The 17,553-nt window shown below is 68.7% G+C and carries 19 protein-coding genes; 14 read left to right on the forward strand and 5 right to left on the reverse strand.

All coding sequences use genetic code 11. The features are described 5' to 3' along the window. Position 1: 1 nt before the first annotated feature. Together B0W88_RS20145 and B0W88_RS35125 are read right to left on the reverse strand one after the other, a co-directional pair. Entirely contained in the window at positions 2 to 874 is an 873-nt protein-coding gene (locus tag B0W88_RS20145; protein ID WP_077036422.1) for an acyl-ACP desaturase, read from the reverse strand. 303 nt (positions 875 to 1,177) lie between these two features. After that, complete coding sequence (locus B0W88_RS35125) at positions 1,178 to 1,300, reverse strand: hypothetical protein (protein WP_255378661.1); 123 nt, start codon at positions 1,298 to 1,300, stop codon at positions 1,178 to 1,180. A gap of 297 nt (positions 1,301 to 1,597) precedes the next feature. On the opposite strand from B0W88_RS35125, the gene hpf reads away from it, so the two are divergent. From hpf to hprK, 3 genes are all read left to right on the forward strand, one after another. After that, entirely contained in the window at positions 1,598 to 1,939 is a 342-nt protein-coding gene (gene hpf, locus B0W88_RS20150; RefSeq protein ID WP_077036423.1) for a ribosome hibernation-promoting factor, HPF/YfiA family, read from the forward strand. Between the two features lie 297 nt (positions 1,940 to 2,236). Next, positions 2,237 to 2,707, forward strand: a complete 471-nt coding sequence (locus B0W88_RS20155; RefSeq protein ID WP_077036424.1) for a PTS sugar transporter subunit IIA — start codon at positions 2,237 to 2,239, stop codon at positions 2,705 to 2,707. Further along, positions 2,704 to 3,666 carry an HPr(Ser) kinase/phosphatase gene (gene hprK / locus B0W88_RS20160; RefSeq protein WP_077036425.1) on the forward strand — a complete coding sequence of 321 codons (963 nt, stop codon included), beginning with the start codon at positions 2,704 to 2,706 and terminating at the stop codon, positions 3,664 to 3,666. The genes B0W88_RS20155 and hprK overlap by 4 nt, the downstream gene beginning before the upstream one ends. Before the next feature lie 6 nt (positions 3,667 to 3,672). Here the strand turns inward: hprK and fur are convergent, their stop codons facing one another. Then, the gene (gene fur, locus B0W88_RS20165; protein ID WP_077036426.1) at positions 3,673 to 4,095 is read right to left on the reverse strand and encodes a ferric iron uptake transcriptional regulator; all 423 of its coding nucleotides are present in this window, start codon (positions 4,093 to 4,095) and stop codon (positions 3,673 to 3,675) included. A 121-nt stretch (positions 4,096 to 4,216) separates the two neighbouring features. Here fur and B0W88_RS20170 point away from each other — a divergent pair, with 121 nt between their 5' ends. The 8 genes from B0W88_RS20170 to B0W88_RS20205 are packed head-to-tail and all read left to right on the forward strand — an operon-like array spanning position 4,217 to position 12,720. Further along, the gene (locus B0W88_RS20170) at positions 4,217 to 4,798 is read left to right on the forward strand and encodes an outer membrane protein assembly factor BamE (RefSeq protein ID WP_233151786.1); all 582 of its coding nucleotides are present in this window, start codon (positions 4,217 to 4,219) and stop codon (positions 4,796 to 4,798) included. Next, positions 4,795 to 5,628 carry a 4-hydroxy-tetrahydrodipicolinate reductase gene (dapB, locus tag B0W88_RS20175; RefSeq protein ID WP_077036427.1) on the forward strand — a complete coding sequence of 278 codons (834 nt, stop codon included), beginning with the start codon at positions 4,795 to 4,797 and terminating at the stop codon, positions 5,626 to 5,628. The genes B0W88_RS20170 and dapB overlap by 4 nt, the downstream gene beginning before the upstream one ends. Next, positions 5,629 to 6,279, forward strand: a complete 651-nt coding sequence (locus tag B0W88_RS20180; RefSeq protein ID WP_077036428.1) for a MotA/TolQ/ExbB proton channel family protein — start codon at positions 5,629 to 5,631, stop codon at positions 6,277 to 6,279. Position 6,280: 1 nt separating this feature from the next. Then, complete coding sequence (locus B0W88_RS20185) at positions 6,281 to 6,706, forward strand: biopolymer transporter ExbD (protein WP_077036429.1); 426 nt, start codon at positions 6,281 to 6,283, stop codon at positions 6,704 to 6,706. Positions 6,707 to 6,738: 32 nt separating this feature from the next. Next, positions 6,739 to 9,375 (forward strand): leucine--tRNA ligase, encoded by a 2,637-nt coding sequence (gene leuS, locus B0W88_RS20190; RefSeq protein ID WP_077036430.1) that lies wholly within the window; start codon positions 6,739 to 6,741, stop codon positions 9,373 to 9,375. Between the two features lie 2 nt (positions 9,376 to 9,377). Further along, positions 9,378 to 9,863, forward strand: coding sequence for an LPS assembly lipoprotein LptE (gene lptE / locus B0W88_RS20195; protein ID WP_077036431.1), 486 nt, complete (start codon positions 9,378 to 9,380; stop codon positions 9,861 to 9,863). A gap of 4 nt (positions 9,864 to 9,867) precedes the next feature. Next, complete coding sequence (gene holA / locus B0W88_RS20200; RefSeq protein ID WP_077036432.1) at positions 9,868 to 10,935, forward strand: DNA polymerase III subunit delta; 1,068 nt, start codon at positions 9,868 to 9,870, stop codon at positions 10,933 to 10,935. A gap of 30 nt (positions 10,936 to 10,965) precedes the next feature. Then, positions 10,966 to 12,720 carry a DUF885 domain-containing protein gene (locus B0W88_RS20205; protein WP_077036433.1) on the forward strand — a complete coding sequence of 585 codons (1,755 nt, stop codon included), beginning with the start codon at positions 10,966 to 10,968 and terminating at the stop codon, positions 12,718 to 12,720. 7 nt (positions 12,721 to 12,727) lie between these two features. Here the strand turns inward: B0W88_RS20205 and B0W88_RS20210 are convergent, their stop codons facing one another. After that, entirely contained in the window at positions 12,728 to 13,585 is an 858-nt protein-coding gene (locus B0W88_RS20210) for a DUF3034 family protein (RefSeq protein WP_077036434.1), read from the reverse strand. A 54-nt stretch (positions 13,586 to 13,639) separates the two neighbouring features. Between B0W88_RS20210 and B0W88_RS20215 the strand changes: the two genes are divergently transcribed. The 3 genes from B0W88_RS20215 to B0W88_RS20225 are packed head-to-tail and all read left to right on the forward strand — an operon-like array spanning position 13,640 to position 17,135. Then, on the forward strand, positions 13,640 to 14,065 hold the full coding sequence (locus B0W88_RS20215; RefSeq protein WP_198937887.1) for a group 1 truncated hemoglobin: 426 nt from the start codon (positions 13,640 to 13,642) through the stop codon (positions 14,063 to 14,065). Between the two features lie 9 nt (positions 14,066 to 14,074). Next, on the forward strand, positions 14,075 to 14,674 hold the full coding sequence (locus B0W88_RS20220) for a methylamine utilization protein (RefSeq protein ID WP_077036436.1): 600 nt from the start codon (positions 14,075 to 14,077) through the stop codon (positions 14,672 to 14,674). 22 nt (positions 14,675 to 14,696) lie between these two features. Beyond that, positions 14,697 to 17,135 carry a bifunctional diguanylate cyclase/phosphodiesterase gene (locus B0W88_RS20225; RefSeq protein WP_083748929.1) on the forward strand — a complete coding sequence of 813 codons (2,439 nt, stop codon included), beginning with the start codon at positions 14,697 to 14,699 and terminating at the stop codon, positions 17,133 to 17,135. Here the strand turns inward: B0W88_RS20225 and B0W88_RS20230 are convergent. Continuing rightward, positions 17,129 to 17,553, reverse strand: a 425-nt coding sequence (locus tag B0W88_RS20230) for an NAD(P)-dependent oxidoreductase (RefSeq protein ID WP_304442590.1), incomplete at its 5' end; no start/stop codon positions are given. The genes B0W88_RS20225 and B0W88_RS20230 overlap by 7 nt on opposite strands.

Consider the following 17,553-nt stretch of genomic DNA (forward strand, 5'->3'; position numbering starts at 1 on the left):
CTCAGACCGCCGGTGCCGCCCCGGGCGCCACCGGCAGCGAGGCCGCCACCTTGGCCGTCACTTCCTTGCGGAAGCGGTTCAGCTCCTGCACCGAGGCGAAGCTGCGCTCCATCAGCAGGCTCATGTTGTGCAGGATGCGCTCGACGACCTTGGTTTCCCAGACGGCGTCGAACTGGATCTGCTTGTCCAGCCAGTGCTCCAGCCATTGCGGGTCGGGCAGGCGGCTCTGGATCGTGTCGCGCGGGAACAGCTTGGCGTTGACGTGCAGGTTGGTCGGGTGCAGTGCCTGCGCGGTGCGGCGGGCGCTGGCCATCAGCACGCCGACCTTGGCGAAGGCGGCGCGCGCCTCGTCGCCGAACTTGCTCATCGCGCGCTTCATGTAGCGCAGGTAGGCGCCGCCGTGGCGGGCCTCGTCGCGCGACAGGGTCTCGTAGATGGACTTGATCACCGGCTCGGTGTGCCACTCGGCGGCGCGGCGATACCAGTGGTTCAGGCGGATCTCGCCGCAGAAATGCAGCATCAGCGTTTCCAGCGCCGGCGCCGGGTCGAACTCGAAGCGCACCTCGTGCAGCTCGGCCTCGGTGGGCACCATGTCGGGCCGGAAGCGGCGCAGGTACTCCATCAGCACCAGCGAATGCTTCTGCTCCTCGAAGAACCAGACGCTCATGAAGGCCGAGAAGTCGCTGTCGTCGCGGTTGTCGCGCAGGAACATCTCGGTGGCCGGCAGCGCGGACCATTCGGTGATCGCGTTCATCTTGATCGTGCGGGCCTGGTCGTCCGTCAGCAGGCTGGCATCGAACTTGTCCCACGGGATATCCGTGTCCATGTTCCAGCGCACGGCTTCCAGCTGCTTGAAGAGTTCGGGGTAAAGCATGGTGGTCCTAGGTTGAGCCGGGCGCATTTTATGACGGGGCGGTGACGCCGCCCGGGCGACTGGTGGCCGGTCGTTCTTGAAAAGACGGATTCAATCCCTAGACTCGAAAACAGTAGAACTGCGCCCACATTTGTCGCATCAAGTTGCTTCAAACGGTGAGCAAGTTCACGGATTTCGCCGCAAAGCCCACGCAAAAGGGTCAAGATCTGGTCATCGATAGTCGAGCGTGGGGCCCAGGATTGATTTCGGGGCTTGCGCATCCACCTTACGATGAACTCAATTTCAGTCGCAGGATCTCCCCGATCACGGGGTTGAAATCTCGGAGCCTTTTTCCTCCTCCTCCCTCCCTCCCTCGTTGGCACCGAGGCGTTCTGCGACTACTTTTCTTCCCAGGGCTTCCGTCGCAAGGCGGAAGCCCTTCTTCATGGTCGGCTGGGGGGAGGAGGCGGCTGGGCCGCAGGGCGCGTGGCCACGTCCGGCCACTTCCAGCATTCCAACATGCCCCCGGCGATCTGCCAACTCCGTCACCGATTGGGCCTCGAACCCGATCGGCATTGCGCTTGCCAGCCCCGAACTTAGGGAGCAAACTGGGTTCGTCACATTCCCACCGCTACCTTCAATCCCCGCTACCAGACAGACCCCTCCCCCTCGTTCTTTGGTTCCGCTTCCCCGCGATGACTGCGGAGACTTTCTCGACACAACCCCCTGTGAAAGGAGGCTCTAATGAACCTGACGATCAGTGGCCACCATCTTGAAGTGACGCCAGCCCTGCGTGAGTACGTGCTTACCAAGCTGGATCGGGTCACCCGCCATTTCGACCAGGTCGTTGATATCAACGTCCTGCTGACCGTGGAAAAGCAGAAGGAAAAGGAACGGCGCCAACGCGCTGAAGTGACGGTCCACGTGAAGGGCCGCGACATCTTCGTCGAGCAGTCCCACGAAGACCTCTATGCAGCGATCGACCAACTGATGGACAAGCTGGACCGCCAGGTCTGCCGTCACAAGGATCGCGTGCAGCAACACCACCACGCCTCCGCCAAGCGCCTGGACATGCCGGCGCCCTGAAGCAGACGGACGACGTCACCAACACGCGGGTGGCGGCCCCAAGCGGCCGCCCTACCCAGCAGGAGCGGCCCCAGTGGCCGCTTTTTGCTGTTCGCACGGACGGGTGCCTGTATTTCACAATGCGGGAAGCTTCGTTGCTGCGCCGCCGCAATTTTCACGATGCCTGGATTGCGGGGTGACATGCGGCCACCACGGGGATCATGAGCTTTCTATAATTTGCCCCTCAGATATCGAATAAGCGTCCTGCCCAAGGCTTGAGGGAACACCGACCCGGGCCGTAGACGGCGCTCGTGACCCATGAACCGTCTCGCCGCCATCCTGCCCACCAGCAACGTGCTGGTGAACGTGGACGCATCCAGCAAGAAACGTGTCTTCGAGCAGGCGGGCCTGCTGTTCGAGAACAACCACACCATCTCCCGCGCCCTGGTGACGGACAACCTGTTCGCCCGCGAGCGCCTGGGTTCCACCGGCCTGGGCCACGGCGTGGCGATCCCGCACGGTCGCATCAAGGGCCTGAAGAATCCGCTCGCGGCGGTGCTGCGCGTGCAGCAGCCGATCGGCTTCGACGCGCCGGACGATGAACCGGTGAGCCTGCTGATCTTCCTGCTGGTGCCGGAGGCGGCCACGCAGCGCCACCTGGAAATCCTCTCCGAGATCGCCGAGATGCTGTCCGACCGCGAACTGCGTGAACGACTGAAGACCGAGCCCGAGGCCGCCGGCGTGCACCGCCTGATCGCGGCCTGGGAACCGCTGAAGTCGGTCGCTTGAAGCCCACCTCCATCAGCGCGGACCGGCTCTTCGAGGAGCACCGCGAAGCGCTCCACTGGGAGTGGATCGCCGGCCACGCCAACACCGAACGCCGCTTCGACGAAGCTGCCGTGCGCGATGCGCAATCGGCGGCCGACCTGGTCGGCTACCTGAACTACATCCATCCCTACCGCGTGCAGATCGTCGGCCGCCGCGAGGTGGCCTACCTGAGCCAGGCCTCTGGCGACGTGCTGGACCGTCGCATTGCCCGCATCGTCACGCTGGAGCCGCCGGTGATCATCGTCGCCGACGACCAGGCCCCGCCGGACCGCCTGGTGGCCATGTGCGATCGGGCCGAGATCCCGCTGTTCGTCACCCGCGAATCGGCCGGCCATGTGATCGACGTCGTGCGCGTCTACCTGGCCCATCTGTTCGCCAATCGCACAACGCGCCACGGCGTGTTCATGGACATCCTGGGCCTCGGCGTGCTGCTGACCGGCGAATCGGGCCTGGGCAAGAGCGAACTGGGCCTGGAACTGATCTCCCGCGGCCACGGCCTGGTGGCCGACGACGCGGTGGATCTCTACCGCATCTCTCAGACCGCCATCGACGGCCGCTGCCCCGAGCTGCTGCTGAACCTGCTGGAAGTGCGCGGCATCGGCCTGCTGGACATCAAGGCGATCTTTGGCGAGACGGCGGTGCGCCGCAAGATGCGACTGAAGCTGATCGTCCACCTGGTGCGCAAGGAGACGATGGAGCGGGACTTCGAGCGCCTGCCCTACGAGCCGCTGTATGAAGACGTGCTGGGCATCCCGATGCGCAAGGTCGTGATCGCGGTGGACGCCGGCCGCAACCTGGCCGTGCTGGTGGAAGCCGCGGTGCGCAACACGATCCTGCAGCTGCGCGGCATCGACACCTACCGCGAGTTCGTGGAGCGCCACCAGCGCGCCATCGAGGCCGGCGGCCTCTCAGACGACTGACCGCGCTCAGCGGTTGGGGCAGTCTTTCTTGATGCAGTTGGCGTAGAGCGCCAGCGAGTGCTCCTGCAGCTGGAAGCCGCGCTCCTGCGCGATCTTGTGCTGCCGGTCCTCGATCTCCGGGTCGAAGAACTCCTCGACCTTGCCGCAGGTGAGGCACACGAGATGGTCGTGGTGCCGGCCCTCGTTCAGCTCGAACACCGCCTTGCCCGACTCGAAGTGGTTGCGCGACAGCAGCCCCGCCTGCTCGAACTGCGTCAGCACCCGGTAGACGGTGGCCAGGCCGATGTCGGCGTCTTCCTCGAGCAAAGCCTTGTAAACATCTTCCGCCGTCATGTGACGTTGGGTGGCCTTCTGGAAGATTTCCAGGATCTTGATGCGGGGCAGGGTGGCCTTGAGGCCGCTGTTCTTGATTTCTTCGGTACGGTTCATGATCGGTGGCGCTCGGGCGTGTGAGGCGCGGCGGCGGCCGCGGGAAGGGCTGCCGCTAGAATCGTTCGATCATAGCCAGCTATGGCCCCGCCGCGGCGCCATAACCTTCCAAGCCCACGTCATGCGCCCGATCCCCCGTTCACCTCTGCCGCTGCGCCCGCTGGCCGGCGCGATGACCCTGGCCGCGCTGGCCGTCCTGTCCGGCTGCTCGAGCATGCCCTCGCTGAGCTCGATCGCCTCGGTGTCGGGCGACAAGGTGCTGGGCTTCGTGACGCCCTACCGCATCGAGATCGTGCAGGGCAATGTGCTGACCAAGGAGCAGGTCGCCAAGGTCAAGCCCGGCATGAGCCGCGCCCAGGTGCGTGACCTGCTCGGCTCGCCGCTGCTGACCGACATGTTCCACGACAACCGCTGGGACTACGCCTTCAGCATTCGCCGCCAGGGCGCGCCCTACCAGCAGCGCCTGGTCGTGGCCTGGTTCGACGGCGACGCGCTGAAGTCGCTCGACGGCGCCGAGGACCTGCCCACCGAGAACGAATTCGTCGCCGCCGTGAACACCTTCAAGCCCAGCGGCAGCCTGCCCAAGCTGGAGCTGAGCGAGGCCGAGCGCAAGGCCCTGCCGGTGCCGGCGCGCGTCGCGGAGCCTACGCCCGAGCAGGTCGGCCCGCAGCGCAGCTACCCGCCGCTGGAGCCCCGTTCGTGAGCGGCGGCGCAAGTAACAAGGCCGAGCCGTTGCGCGTCGCCATCGCCGGCAGCTCCGGCCGCATGGGCCGCATGCTGATCGAGACGGTCGTCAACTCGCCCGACTGCCGCCTCGCCGGCGCGCTGGACCAGCCCGCCAGCCCGGCCCTGGGGCAGGACGCCTCGGCCTTCCTCGGCAAGACCAGCGGCGTGCTGATCACCGCCGACCTGCGCGCCGGCCTGGCCGATGCCGACGTGCTGATCGACTTCACCCGCCCCGAGGGCACGCTGGCCCACCTGGCCGTCTGCGAGGAACTGGGCGTCAAGGCCGTGATCGGCACGACCGGCTTCGACGCCGCGCAGAAGGCCGCGATCGGCGCCCATGCCCGGAAGATCGGCGTCATGATGGCGCCGAACATGAGCGTCGGCGTCAACGTGGTCCTGCGCCTGCTGGACCTGGCCGCCCGTTCGCTCAGCGAGGGCTACGACATCGAGATCATCGAGGCCCATCACCGCCACAAGGTCGACGCGCCCAGCGGCACCGCGCTGCAGATGGGCGAGGTGGTGGCCCAGGCGCTGGGCCGCGACCTGCAGCAGTGCGCGGTCTACGGCCGCGAGGGCGTCACCGGCGCCCGCGATCCGTCGACGATCGGCTTCGCCACCGTGCGCGGCGGCGACATCGTCGGCGACCACACGGTGATGTTCGCCGGCCCCGGCGAGCGCATCGAGATCACGCACAAGTCCAGCACGCGCGTCCACTATGCCGAGGGCTCGCTGCGAGCGGCGCGCTTCCTGGCGGGCCGCGGCCCCGGTCTCTACGACATGGCCGATGTGCTCGGCCTGAGCCGATAAGTGACCGGCTTCGCGGCGTTCTGGGAACAGGGCGATGCGATCGGCCGGGCGGTGGCGCTGCTGCTGCTGGCCATGTCGGTCAGCGCCTGGATGCTGATCCTCTGGAAGTCCTGGACCCTGGCGCGCGCCCGCCGGGGCATCGCCCGCGCGGTGCCCGCCTTCTGGGCCGCGGCTGACATCGGTGCCGGCCGCCACGCGCTGCAGAGCTTCGACGGCGAGGAACTGCTGCTGCCGCTGCTGGAAGCCGCCGTGGCGCCCACCGAGGGCCGCACGCTCGAAGCCTCCGGCCGCACCGAATCGCGCCTCACCCGCCGGCTGCGCGACGCGCTGCACGGCGTGCTTGCCCGGCTCCAGTTCGGCCAGGTGCTGCTCGCCTCGATCGGCGCCACCGCGCCCTTCGTCGGCCTGTTCGGCACCGTCTGGGGCATCTACCACGCGCTGGCCGGCATCGCCGCCGGCGGCAACGTGACGATCGAGAAGATCGCCGGCCCGGTCGGCGAGGCGTTGATCATGACGGCCGCCGGCCTGGCCGTGGCGATCCCCGCGGTCCTCGCCTACAACGTGTTCGGCAAGCAGGTGGCCGCCTGCGAGGGCGAGCTGGAAGGCTTCGCGCACGACCTGCGCGAGATGCTGGCCACGGAAGAACACTGAGATGGCCGGCTTCGGCAAGCTCGAACGCAGCGCGCCGTCCCGGCCGATGGCCGACATCAACATGACGCCGTTGATCGACGTCATGCTGGTGCTGCTGGTGATCTTCATGATCGCCGCGCCGCTGCTGACTTCCTCGCTGCGCCTGGACCTGCCCAAGGCCGAATCGGCCACGCCGTCGGACGCGCCGAAGTTCATCACCGTGGCCATGAACGCCGACGGCGGCCTCTACCTCGGCGAGGAGCGGCTGGACGCCGCCCGCTTCCAGGACCGCATCAAGGCCCTGGCCCAGGGCAACCCGCAGCTCGAGGTGCAATTGCGCGCCGACAAGGCCGTGCCCTACGGCAGCGTGGCCGAACTGATCGGCTGGGTCCAGGGCGCCGGCTTGAGCCGCATCGCCTTCGTCGCGGAGCCCGCTGCCAGCCGATAGTCACCCAGGGGCGCCGCCTACAATCCGCGCCCATGAACGACAAGTACGCCCCCAACGAGATCGAAGCCGCTGCCCGCGCGCACTGGAACGAGCGCGACGCCTACCGGGTCACGGAAGACAAGAGCAAGCCCAAGTTCTACGCCTGCTCGATGCTGCCCTACCCCAGCGGCAAGCTGCACATGGGCCACGTGCGCAACTACACGATCAACGACATGCTGACGCGCCAGCTCCGCATGAAGGGCTACAACGTGCTGATGCCGATGGGCTGGGACGCCTTCGGCCTGCCGGCGGAAAACGCCGCGATGAAGAACAAGGTGCCGCCCGCCAAGTGGACCTACGACAACATCGCCTACATGAAGGGCCAGATGCAGGCGATGGGCCTGGCGATCGACTGGTCGCGGGAAATCGCCACCTGCACGCCCGAGTACTACAAGTGGAACCAGTGGCTGTTCCTGAAGATGCTGGAAGCCGGCATCGCCGAGCGCCGCACGCAGGTCGTCAACTGGGACCCGGTCGACCAGACCGTGCTGGCCAACGAGCAGGTGGTCGACGGCAAGGGCTGGCGCTCGGGCGCGCCGGTCGAGAAGCGCGAGATCCCCGGCTACTACCTGAACATCGTCAAGTACGCCGATGAATTGCTGGCCGCGGTCGCGGACCCGAGCAGCCCGCAGTACCTGCACGGCTGGCCCGAGCGTGTGCGCCTGATGCAGGAGAACTGGATCGGCAAGAGCGAGGGCGTGCGCTTCGCCTTCCCGCACGAGATCAAGGATGCGAGCGGCCAGCTGATCCAGGACGGCAAGCTCTACGTCTTCACGACTCGCGCCGACACGATCATGGGCGTGACCTTCTGCGCCGTCGCGCCGGAGCATCCGCTCGCCACGCACGCCGCTGACGGCAATCCCGAGCTGACCGACTTCATCGCCGAATGCAAGAGCGGCGGCACCACCGAGGCCGAGCTGGCCACGCAGGAGAAGAAGGGCAAGCCCACGGGCCTGTTCGTCACGCATCCGCTGACCGGCGACAAGGTCGAGGTCTGGATCGGCAATTACGTGCTGATGTCCTACGGTGACGGCGCGGTGATGGGCGTTCCCGCGCACGATGAGCGCGATTTCGAGTTCGCCAACAAGTACGGCCTGCCGATCAAGCAGGTCGTCGCCGTCGAAGGCGAGAGCTACGACGACAAGCGCTGGGCCGACTGGTACGGCGACAAGCAGCGCGGCGTCTGCATCGACTCCGGCGTGCTCAACGGCCTGGGCTACAAGGCTGCCGTCGACAAGGTCGCCGAACTGGTCGGCGCCAAGGACCTCGGCGCCAAGAAAACCACCTGGCGCCTGCGCGACTGGGGCATCAGCCGCCAGCGCTACTGGGGCACGCCGATCCCGATCATCCATTGCGACGACTGCGGCTCCGTGCCCGTGCCGGAGAAGGACCTGCCCGTCGTCCTGCCGGAAGACTGCATCCCCGACGGCAGCGGCAACCCGCTGAACAAGCGCGCCGACTTCCTGAACTGCGCCTGCCCGAAGTGCGGCAAGCCCGCCCAGCGCGAGACGGACACGATGGACACCTTCGTGGACAGCTCGTGGTACTTCATGCGCTATTGCGACGCGAAGAACGCCGACGCGATGGTGGCCGGCGGCACCGACTACTGGATGCCGATGGACCAGTACATCGGCGGCATCGAGCACGCGATCCTGCACTTGCTCTACGCCCGCTTCTGGACCAAGGTGATGCGCGACCTGGGCCTGGTCAAGGCCGACGAGCCCTTCACCAAGCTGCTGACGCAAGGCATGGTGCTGAACCACATCTACTCGCGCCGCGGCGAGAAGGGCGGCATCGAGTACTTCTGGCCGCACGACGTGGAAGACATCCACGACGAAAGCGGCAAGATCGTCGGCGCCAAGCTCAAGAGCGACGGCTCGGCCGTGGACTACGAGGGCGTGGGCACCATGTCCAAGTCCAAGAACAACGGCGTGGACCCGCAGCAGCTGATCGACCAGTACGGCGCCGACACCGCCCGCTTGTTCGTGATGTTCGCCTCCCCGCCGGAGCAGACGCTGGAGTGGAACGACGCCGGCGTCGAGGGTGCGCACCGCTTCCTCAAGCGCGTCTGGGGCTTCGGCGCGAAGAACGCTGCAGGCATCAAGGCCGCAGGCAAGGATTTCGCCGCCCTGTCCGGCGAGGGCAAGGCACTGCGCCGCGAGGTGCACCTGGTGCTCAAGCAGGTCTCCTACGACTACGAGCGCATGCAGTACAACACCGTCGTCTCCGGCGGCATGAAGCTGCTGAACGCGCTGGAAGGCTTCAAGGCCGCCGGCCAGGATGCGGCGCTGCGCGAGGGCTTCTCGGTGCTGCTGCGCGTGCTCTACCCGGCCTGCCCGCACATCGCCCACCAGCTCTGGACCGACCTCGGCTATGCCGCCGAGCTGGGCGAGCTGCTGGACGCGCCCTGGCCCGTCGTCGACGAGGCCGCGCTGGTGCAGGACGAGATCGAGCTGGTGCTGCAGGTCAACGGCAAGCTGCGCGGCGCGATCAAGGTGCCGGCCGGCGCCGACAAGGCCGTTATCGAGGCGGCTGCGCTGGCCAACGAGGAAGCGCAGAAGTTCATGGAAGGCCGGCCGGCGAAGAAGGTCGTGATCGTCCCGGGCCGCCTCGTCAATATCGTCGCCTGATGATGAACCGTCGCATGGCCCTGCTCGGCCTCGCAGCCCTCGCCGGCTGCGGTTTCGAGCTGCGCAAGGAGCCCGAGTTCCTGTTCCATACGGTGGGCCTGGCGGGCTTCCGCGACGACTCGCAGCTCGCCGTCGAACTGCGCCGCCAGATCGGCCGCACCAAGCTGACGCTGCAGCCGGACTTCAACCGCGCAGAGGTCGTGGTCGAGTCGCTGAAGGACCAGCGCGACAAGATCGTCGTCGTGTCCACCAGCGTCGGCCAGGTGCGCGAATGGCAGCTGAAGCTGGACGTCGACTACCTGCTGCGCACCGCGCAGGGCGAGCTGCTGCTGCCCCGCACCGAGCTGCGCCTGACCCGCGAGCTGACCTACACCGAGACCCAGGCGCTGGGCAAGGAACAGGAAGAGGCGCAGCTCTACCGCGCGATGCAGTCCGACGCGGTGGCGCTGATCATGCGCCGCCTGGCGGCAGTGAAGCTCCCGTCCTGATCCGATGCAGCTCCGCGCCGACGCCTTGCCCGCCCAGCTCGCCAAGGGCCTGAAGCCGATCTACACCGTCTACGGCGACGAGCCCCTGCTCGCCCAGGAAGCCGCCGACACGATCCGCGCTGCCGCTCGGGCTCAGGGTTATGCCGAGCGCAAGGTCTTCACCGTCGCCGGCTCCTACTTCGACTGGGGCCCGGTGCTCGGTGCCGCCCAGGCGCTGAGCCTGTTCGCCGAGCGGCAGTTCATCGAGATCCGCATTCCCAACGGCAAGCCCGGCAAGGACGGCTCCGAGCAGTTGCAGCGTTATTGCCAGCTGCTGCCCGAGGACGTGATCACGCTGGTGACGCTGCCGCGCCTGGACAAGACGCAGATGAACAGCGCCTGGTTCACCGCGCTGGACGGCGCCGGCGTCACCGTCCGCGTGGACCCGGTGGACCGCCGCGCGCTGCCGCAATGGATCGCCCAGCGCCTGGCCGCCCAGGGCCAGCGCGTGGAGGACGGCGAGGCCGGCCAGCGCACGCTCGCCTTCTTCGCCGACCGGGTGGAGGGAAACCTGCTCGCCGCCCACCAGGAGCTGCAGAAGCTCGCGCTGCTCCATCCCGCCGGCACGCTCGGCTTCGAGCAGATCGAGGCGGCCGTGCTGGACGTGGCCCGCTTCGACGTCTTCAAGCTCAGCGAGGCGGTGCTGGCCCACCAGCTCGGCCGCGTGCTGCGCATGCTGGACGGCCTGGAGGCCGAGGGCGAGGCGGCCGTGCTGGTGCACTGGACGCTGGCGGAGGACATCCGCAACCTCAAGCGCGCGCGCGATGCGGTGGACGGTGGCAAGCCGCTGCCGATGGCGCTGCGCGAGGCGCGGGTCTGGGGGCCGAAGGAAAAGCTGTTCGAGCGGGTGATCCCGGGGCTGCGCAGTTCTGACCTGGCCCCGCTGGTCGAGGCCGCCCAGGTCTGCGACGGCCTGGTCAAGGGCCTGCGCCATCCCGGCTGGCCGGCCGAGCCCTGGGCCGCATTGCGCAAGCTGGCGCTGATGATGGTCGAGGCCTGCGCCGGCAAGGGCGGGCTGGTGCTGCACCCGTAACTCCTTACTTCCACTGACACCGTCGCCGCCATGAAACTGAAAGCCCTGCTGCTCGCCGCAGCGCTGGCCGGCCCCGCGCTGGCCGCAACCACGCCCGACCAGCAGCTCGACGCCCTCTCCGAGCGCGCCATGCAGAACTGGTTCGCCGCCAGCCCCAGCTTCGCCACCTTCATCGGCGCCCACCGCTACGACGCGCAGCTGGACGACCTGGGCGCCCCCGCCCGCGCCAGGGCCCTGACCGCGGACCGCGCGGTGCTGAAGTCGCTCGACGCGATCGACGCCGCGAAGCTGGACCGCCAGCACCAGGTCGACGCGCTGATCCTGCGCAACCAGCTGCAGCAGAACCTCTGGACCGCCGAGACGCTGCAGGACTGGGCCTGGGATCCGCAGCTCTACAGCCAACTGGTCGGCAATGCGCTGTACACGCTGATGGCGCGCGACTACGCGCCGCTGCCGCAGCGCCTGCGCGCGGCCACGAAGCGCCTGGAGCTGCTGCCCCGTGTCTACGCCCAGATGCGCGCCAACCTCGACCCGGCGCGCGTGCCCAAGGTGCACGCGGAGACGGTGGCGAAGCAGAACAGCGGCGTCAAGGAACTGATCGCCACCTTCATCACGCCGCACGTCAAGGAGCTCAAGGGCGCCGAGCGCGCGCGCCTGCAGGCCGCGATCCGCAGCGCCGACAAGGCGGTGGACGAGCAGCAGCGCTGGCTGGACCAGACCCTGGTGCCGAACGCCAGGGGCGACTTCCGCCTCGGCGCCGCGCTGTACGACCAGAAGCTCAGGTTCGCGCTGATGTCCTCGCTGTCCCGCGAGGAGATCGCCGCGCGCGCCCGCGCCGAGCTGAAGCGGGTGCGCGGCGAGATGTATGCGATCGCCCGCCAGCTGATCAAGCACCGCGACCTGCCCGAACAGCCCGTCGGCCCCGAGATGGAGCAGCAGGCCATCGAGATGGCGCTGGAGCTGGCCTACGGCGATCACTCGGCCCGCGAGTCGCTGATGGCCGACGCCACCGCCGCGCTCGGCCAGGCGCGCCAGTTCGTCATCGACAGGCACATCGTGACCGTGCCCGAGACGCCGGTGCGCATCATCCCGATGCCCGAGTTCCAGCAGGGCGTGGCGGTGGCCTACTGCGACTCGCCGGGCCCGCTGGACAAGAACCAGCCCACCTTCTACGCGATCTCGCCGATCCCGAAGGACTGGAGCGACAGCCAGGTCGAGTCCTTCCTGCGCGAATACAACGGCCGCATGGTCCACCTGCTGTCCATCCACGAGGGCATGCCGGGCCACTACCTGGAAGGCGCCCACTCGGCCGAGCATTCGCCGTCGAAGCTGCGCTCGGTGCTGCGCTCGGGCCTGTTCGCCGAGGGCTGGGCGGTCTACATGGAGCGGGTGATGCGCGAGGCCGGCTACATGGACAGCGACCCGCTGTTCCACCTCGTGCAGCTGAAGTTCTACCTGCGCACGATCGGCAACTCGCTGCTGGACCAGGGCGTGCACGTCGAGGGCTGGACCCGCGAGCAGGCGATGGACTTCATGGTCAAGCAGACCTTCCAGCAGGAGCGCGAGGCGGCCGGCAAGTGGGTCCGCGCGCAGCTCTCGTCGGCGCAGCTGCCGACCTATTTCGTCGGCCTGCAGGAGCAGCTGGACATGCGCCGCGCGGTCGAGGCTGCGTGGGGGCCGCAGCGCTTCCAGACGCTGCAGGCCTACCACGACCAGGTGCTCAGCTACGGCGCCCCGCCGACGCGCTTCGTCCGCGAGCTGATGCTGGACGAGCCGATCCGTTGACTGGAACTCAGAACTGCACCTGCAGCGACACGTAGCTGCTGCGCTGCCCCGGCTGGCCGGCGATGGTGCCGAGATCCAGCCAGGCGGCGGTGAGGCTCACATGGCGCTGCGGCCACCACGCGACGAACAGGTCCGCCGCGTGGCTTTCCGGTGCCGAGGCGAGGCCGTCCGGCTTGGCGCGGTACTCGACGCCGATCGCCAGGTTGTCGCGCGGCAGCACCGCCACGGCCAGCTCTGGCGTCAGCTTCCTCGAGCCGTTGAAGCCCAGCAGCCCGAACTGGCTGGCGCGGGTGCTGCGCACGGTGAGGTTGGTGAACAGGTTCCAGCCGCCGGCGGCGCCCAGCCACAGCTTGGCGGCCGAGACATAGGGCTCGGTGTCGCTGCCGCGCTCGGCGCCCAGCAGCGTGGGGATCGTCATGTCGCGGTTGCGCTTGCGCTGCAGGCCGATGGTCACCTGCGGCATCCAGTTGTCGGCGTCGAACACCGCATCGCCGAAGACGCGCCACTTCAGGCCCAGCACGTCCATCTTCAGCGACTGCCCCGGCACCAGGTCGCCGAGGCCGAAGCGCCAGCGCGCGGCCGACAGCTCCACCGTGTCGAAAAGCCCGACGGCCGCGCCCGCGCTGTCCAGCACGAAGCCGCTGCGGGTGTGGATGCGGGTGGCGAAGGCCGAGGCGCCGACCTGGTCGCGGCTGCCCTGGCCGGCGATCAGCGCCCAGGGGCTCAGGCCGCCGCCGGCCGCGCCCTCCACCTGGCTGACGCCCGAGGCGCCGAGCAGGCGCTCGCCGCCCCAGGCGGGTAGCGCTGCGATTGCCGGAGCAAGCGCGAGGGCAGCGTGAACAATCTGTCTTGAACGGATTCGCATGGCGTCGACCTATATGGTTATCTGGACGGCATGGGGGATACAGTCGGCCGAACCATGAAAAGCCTCAGCCTGCCCCTGATCTCCCTGTCGCTGGTGCTCGCCGCTTGCGCGGCGCCCGGCCCTACCTTGTACCAGCGCCTGGGCGGAGCGCCCGTGGTGCAGATCGTGGTGGATCGCACGCTCGAGCGCGCGGCCGTCGACGAACGCACCCGCCGCAGCTTCGACGGCATCAAGCTGGGGGCGGTCAAGGAGAGCCTGGCCGCGCAGATCTGCTCGATCTCGGGCGGCGGCTGCCGCTACGAGGGCGAGACCATGGCCAAGGCCCACAAGGACTCGAAGATCCAGCCGCGCGAGTTCGACGCCATGGTGGACATGCTGCGCCAGGAGCTGGACCGCGCCGGGGTGGATGCCGGCCCGAAGAACGAACTGCTGAAGCTGTTGGCGCCGATGAAACGCGATATCGTCACGTCAAGCCGCTGAAGCTTCCCGATGCGCAAGACGATCCGATCCGCAGCCCTCGTGTTGCCCGCCCTCTGTGCGCTGAACGCACAAGCGCTGCCGTGGACCGTGCAGGTGCGCAACGCGGCCGGCCAGCCGCTGGCCGACGCGGTGGTGGCCGTGGAGGTGGGCGGCAAGCCGCAGCGCGCAGGTGCCGGCGTCAAGGCCGAGATGGGCCAGCGCGACAAGCAGTTCACGCCGCAGCTGCTGGTGATCCAGACCGGCACCTCGGTCAATTTTCCTAACTTCGATACCGTGCGGCATCACGTCTACTCGTTCTCGCCGATCAAGGTCTTCGAGACCAAGCTCTACTCGGGCACGCCGGCCGAGCCGATCGTGTTCGACAAGCCCGGCGTCGCCACGCTGGGCTGCAACATCCACGACCGCATGAGCGCCCACATCATCGTGGTGGACACTCCGGTGTTCGCCCGCACCGATGCCGCCGGCAATGCCCGCCTGGACCTGCCGGCCGGCGAGCACACGCTGCGGCTGTGGCACGGCAGCATGAAGAAGGACCTGCTGCAGAGCCAGTCCCTCGCCGTGGCGCCCGCGGGCGGCGGCCAGAGCGTCGTCGTCACGCTGGCCGACTGAGCGACGGACGCCGAGTTCTCGCATGGACCTGCGGCCGACCTTCCTGGACCTGCGCCGCCTTGAGGGGCGCATCGTCGTGCTGTTCATGGGCCTGCTGCTGGTCGTGCAGCTGGCCAGTTTCGGGCTGATCCAGAACAGCATCCGGGGCAATGCCGAGACCTCGATCGCCGCCGAGCTGAAGACCGGCGACCGCGTGTTCCGCCGCCTGCTGCGCCAGGAGGCCGAGAAGCGCAGCGATGCGGCCGCCCTGCTGGCCCAGGACTACGGCTTCAAGACCGCGATCAGCCTCTCGCTGGACGAGGCCGCCAACGTCGAGACGGTGCAGGACGCGCTGATCAACCAGGGCGAGCGCATCGGCGCCAGCGTCGTCGCGTATTTCGACAACGAGCTGAAGCTGGTGGCCGCGAGCCGGCCCGATGCCCAGCGCTTCCATGACCTGCTGGCGCAGAAGGTGGCGCAGAAGGGCCTGCAGAAGCAGGCTCCGTCCAGGGCCGCGGGCGGCAATGACGACGTGGAGCTGGCGCTGCTGGACGGCAAGGCCTACCAGGTGGTGGCGGTGCAGGTGCGCACGCCGGCGCCGGTGGGCTGGATCCTGATGGGCTTCCTGCTCGACAGCGCGGCGCTGCAGGACCTCAGAACCCTGTCGGAACTGCAGGGCGTGGTCGTCGTGCGCACCGACGGCCAGGGCCGCAACTGGACCTCGCTGGCCAGCAGCCTCGACGCGGCCGCCACCCGCGGCGTCACGGACCGGGTGCCCGCCGCCTCGGGTCTGTTCTCCACCGAAGTCGGCGGCGAGCAATGGCGCGGCCAGCTGGCGGCGCTGGAGCCCGGCGCCCAATACCGGCTCGGCGTCGTCCTGCTGCGCTCCTTCGACGCGGCGGTGGCGCCCTACCGGCAGCTGCAGCTGCTGCTGCTGGCGCTGACGCTGATCGGCCTGGCGGTGTCCGCGCTGGCCTCGGTGCTGCTGGCGCGGCGCATCAGCGGGCCGATCCACGCGCTCAGCCAGGCGGCGGCGCGGCTGGGCTCCGGCGATTACGAGACGCCGATCGACGTGCCCGCCTCCACCGAGGAGGTCGGCGGCCTGGCCGCCGCTTTCGAGGCGATGCGCCAGGGCATCCGCACGCAGACGGCCAAGGCCGAGCGCCAGGCCTACTGGGACGAGCTGACCGGCCTGCCCAACCGCGCCCGCTTCCGCGGCCTGCTGGAGGCCGAGCTGGCGCTGGAGGCGCCCTTCGCCGTGCTGATGCTGGACATGGACCGCTTCAAGCATGTCAACGACGTGCTGGGCCACGACGTCGGCGACGAACTGCTCAAGAGCGTGGGCCTGCGCCTGCTCGCGCTGGCAGACGCGAGCGGTGCCGATCTGGCGCGCCTGGCCGGCGACGAGTTCGCGCTGCTGCTGCGCCACGGCGACGAGGCCGCCGCGCTGCACCTGGCGCAGACCATCCTGCAGGATTTCAAGCGCCCGCTGCACATCGGCGACCACCTGATCGACATCGGCGCGGGCATCGGCATCGCGCTGTCGCCGGTGCACGGCAGGGACGCGATGCAGCTGCTGTCGCACGTGGAGCTGGCCATGTACGCCGCCAAGCAGCGCCAGAGCGGCAGCATGGTCTACGACGCGGCGCTGGACGCCGGCAGCCAGCAGTCGCTGTCGCTGCTGTCGGAGCTGCGCCGCGCGATCGAGGGCAACGAGCTGCGCCTGTACCTGCAGCCCAAGCTGGACTTCAAGACCGGCCAGGTCGCCAGCGCCGAGGCCCTGGTGCGCTGGCTGCATCCGCAGCGGGGGCTGGTGCCGCCGATGCAGTTCATCCCCTTCGCCGAGCAGACCGGCTTCATCGGCGAGCTGACCCGCTGGGTCACGGCCGAGGCCGCACGGGCGGTGCGCGAGGCGGCCGACGCGGGCATCGCGCTCAAGCTCAGCGTCAACCTGTCCACCCGCGACCTGCTCGGCCCCGACCTCCCCGCGCGCATCGCGGCGCAGCTGGCCGAGCAAGGCGTGCAGCCGGCCTCGATCTGCCTGGAGATCACCGAAAGCGCGATCATGGACGACCCGCAGCGCGCGCTGGCCACGCTGGACCAGCTCAGCAGCATGGGCTTCAAGCTGTCCATCGACGACTTCGGCACCGGCTACTCCTCGCTGGCCTACCTGAAGCGCCTGCCGGTGGACGAGCTGAAGATCGACAAGAGCTTCGTGATGGCGATGGAGCGCGACCTGGACGACGCCAAGATCGTCCGCTCGACGATCGAGCTGGCGCACAACCTGGGCCTGTCGGTCGTCGCCGAGGGGGTCGAGACAAGCAAGGCGCTGCAGCTGCTGGAAGCGCTGGGCTGCGACCAGGCGCAGGGCTACTTCATCGGCAAGCCGATGCCCAGCAGCGAGTTCGGCGACTGGCTGTCGCGCTGGGCGACGCCCGAGCGCGGCGAGGCGCCGAACAGCGTGCTCGCCGGGCTTCAGTAGCCCTTCGCGCGATCGACCAGGTGGCGCAGCGGCTGGCCCGCGCGCAGCGCCCGCAGATTGCCCACCACCACCTCCAGCGCGCTGCGCGGGTCCGTCTGCGCGGCGCAGTGCGGCAGCACGGTGACGCGGGGATGGGTCCAGAACGGATGGCCCGCCGGCAGCGGTTCGGTCTCGAACACGTCCAGCACCGCATGGCCCAGCCGGCCGGCATCGAGCGCGGCCAGCAAGTCGGCCTCCACCACATGGCCGCCGCGGGCCAGGTTGACGAGCGTCGCGCCGGGCTTCATCTGCGCCAGGCGGGCGGCGTCGAAGAAGCCGCGGGTCTGCAGCGTCAGCGGCATCAGGTTGACGACCGTATCGGCCTCGGCCAATGGCGGCTCGCCGCCGGTCGACGCGCCCCGGCCGTGCACCGCATAAC

It is taken from the genome of Pelomonas sp. KK5, assembly GCF_001984095.1.
In the GTDB taxonomy this organism is placed as follows: domain Bacteria; phylum Pseudomonadota; class Gammaproteobacteria; order Burkholderiales; family Burkholderiaceae_C; genus KK5.

Bases quoted from the DNA above. Each gene is read 5' to 3' on its own strand.
- B0W88_RS20145 (WP_077036422.1), bottom strand. From the start codon at position 874: ATGCTTTACCCCGAACTCTTCAAGCAGCTGGAAGCCGTGCGCTGGAAC.
- B0W88_RS35125 (WP_255378661.1), bottom strand. From the start codon at position 1,300: ATGAAGAAGGGCTTCCGCCTTGCGACGGAAGCCCTGGGAAGAAAAGTA.
- hpf (WP_077036423.1), top strand. From the start codon at position 1,598: ATGAACCTGACGATCAGTGGCCACCATCTTGAAGTGACGCCAGCCCTG.
- B0W88_RS20155 (WP_077036424.1), top strand. From the start codon at position 2,237: ATGAACCGTCTCGCCGCCATCCTGCCCACCAGCAACGTGCTGGTGAAC.
- fur (WP_077036426.1), bottom strand. From the start codon at position 4,095: ATGAACCGTACCGAAGAAATCAAGAACAGCGGCCTCAAGGCCACCCTG.
- B0W88_RS20170 (WP_233151786.1), top strand. From the start codon at position 4,217: ATGCGCCCGATCCCCCGTTCACCTCTGCCGCTGCGCCCGCTGGCCGGC.
- B0W88_RS20185 (WP_077036429.1), top strand. From the start codon at position 6,281: ATGGCCGGCTTCGGCAAGCTCGAACGCAGCGCGCCGTCCCGGCCGATG.
- leuS (WP_077036430.1), top strand. From the start codon at position 6,739: ATGAACGACAAGTACGCCCCCAACGAGATCGAAGCCGCTGCCCGCGCG.
- lptE (WP_077036431.1), top strand. From the start codon at position 9,378: ATGAACCGTCGCATGGCCCTGCTCGGCCTCGCAGCCCTCGCCGGCTGC.
- holA (WP_077036432.1), top strand. From the start codon at position 9,868: ATGCAGCTCCGCGCCGACGCCTTGCCCGCCCAGCTCGCCAAGGGCCTG.
- B0W88_RS20205 (WP_077036433.1), top strand. From the start codon at position 10,966: ATGAAACTGAAAGCCCTGCTGCTCGCCGCAGCGCTGGCCGGCCCCGCG.
- B0W88_RS20210 (WP_077036434.1), bottom strand. From the start codon at position 13,585: ATGCGAATCCGTTCAAGACAGATTGTTCACGCTGCCCTCGCGCTTGCT.
- B0W88_RS20215 (WP_198937887.1), top strand. From the start codon at position 13,640: ATGAAAAGCCTCAGCCTGCCCCTGATCTCCCTGTCGCTGGTGCTCGCC.
- B0W88_RS20220 (WP_077036436.1), top strand. From the start codon at position 14,075: ATGCGCAAGACGATCCGATCCGCAGCCCTCGTGTTGCCCGCCCTCTGT.
- B0W88_RS20225 (WP_083748929.1), top strand. From the start codon at position 14,697: ATGGACCTGCGGCCGACCTTCCTGGACCTGCGCCGCCTTGAGGGGCGC.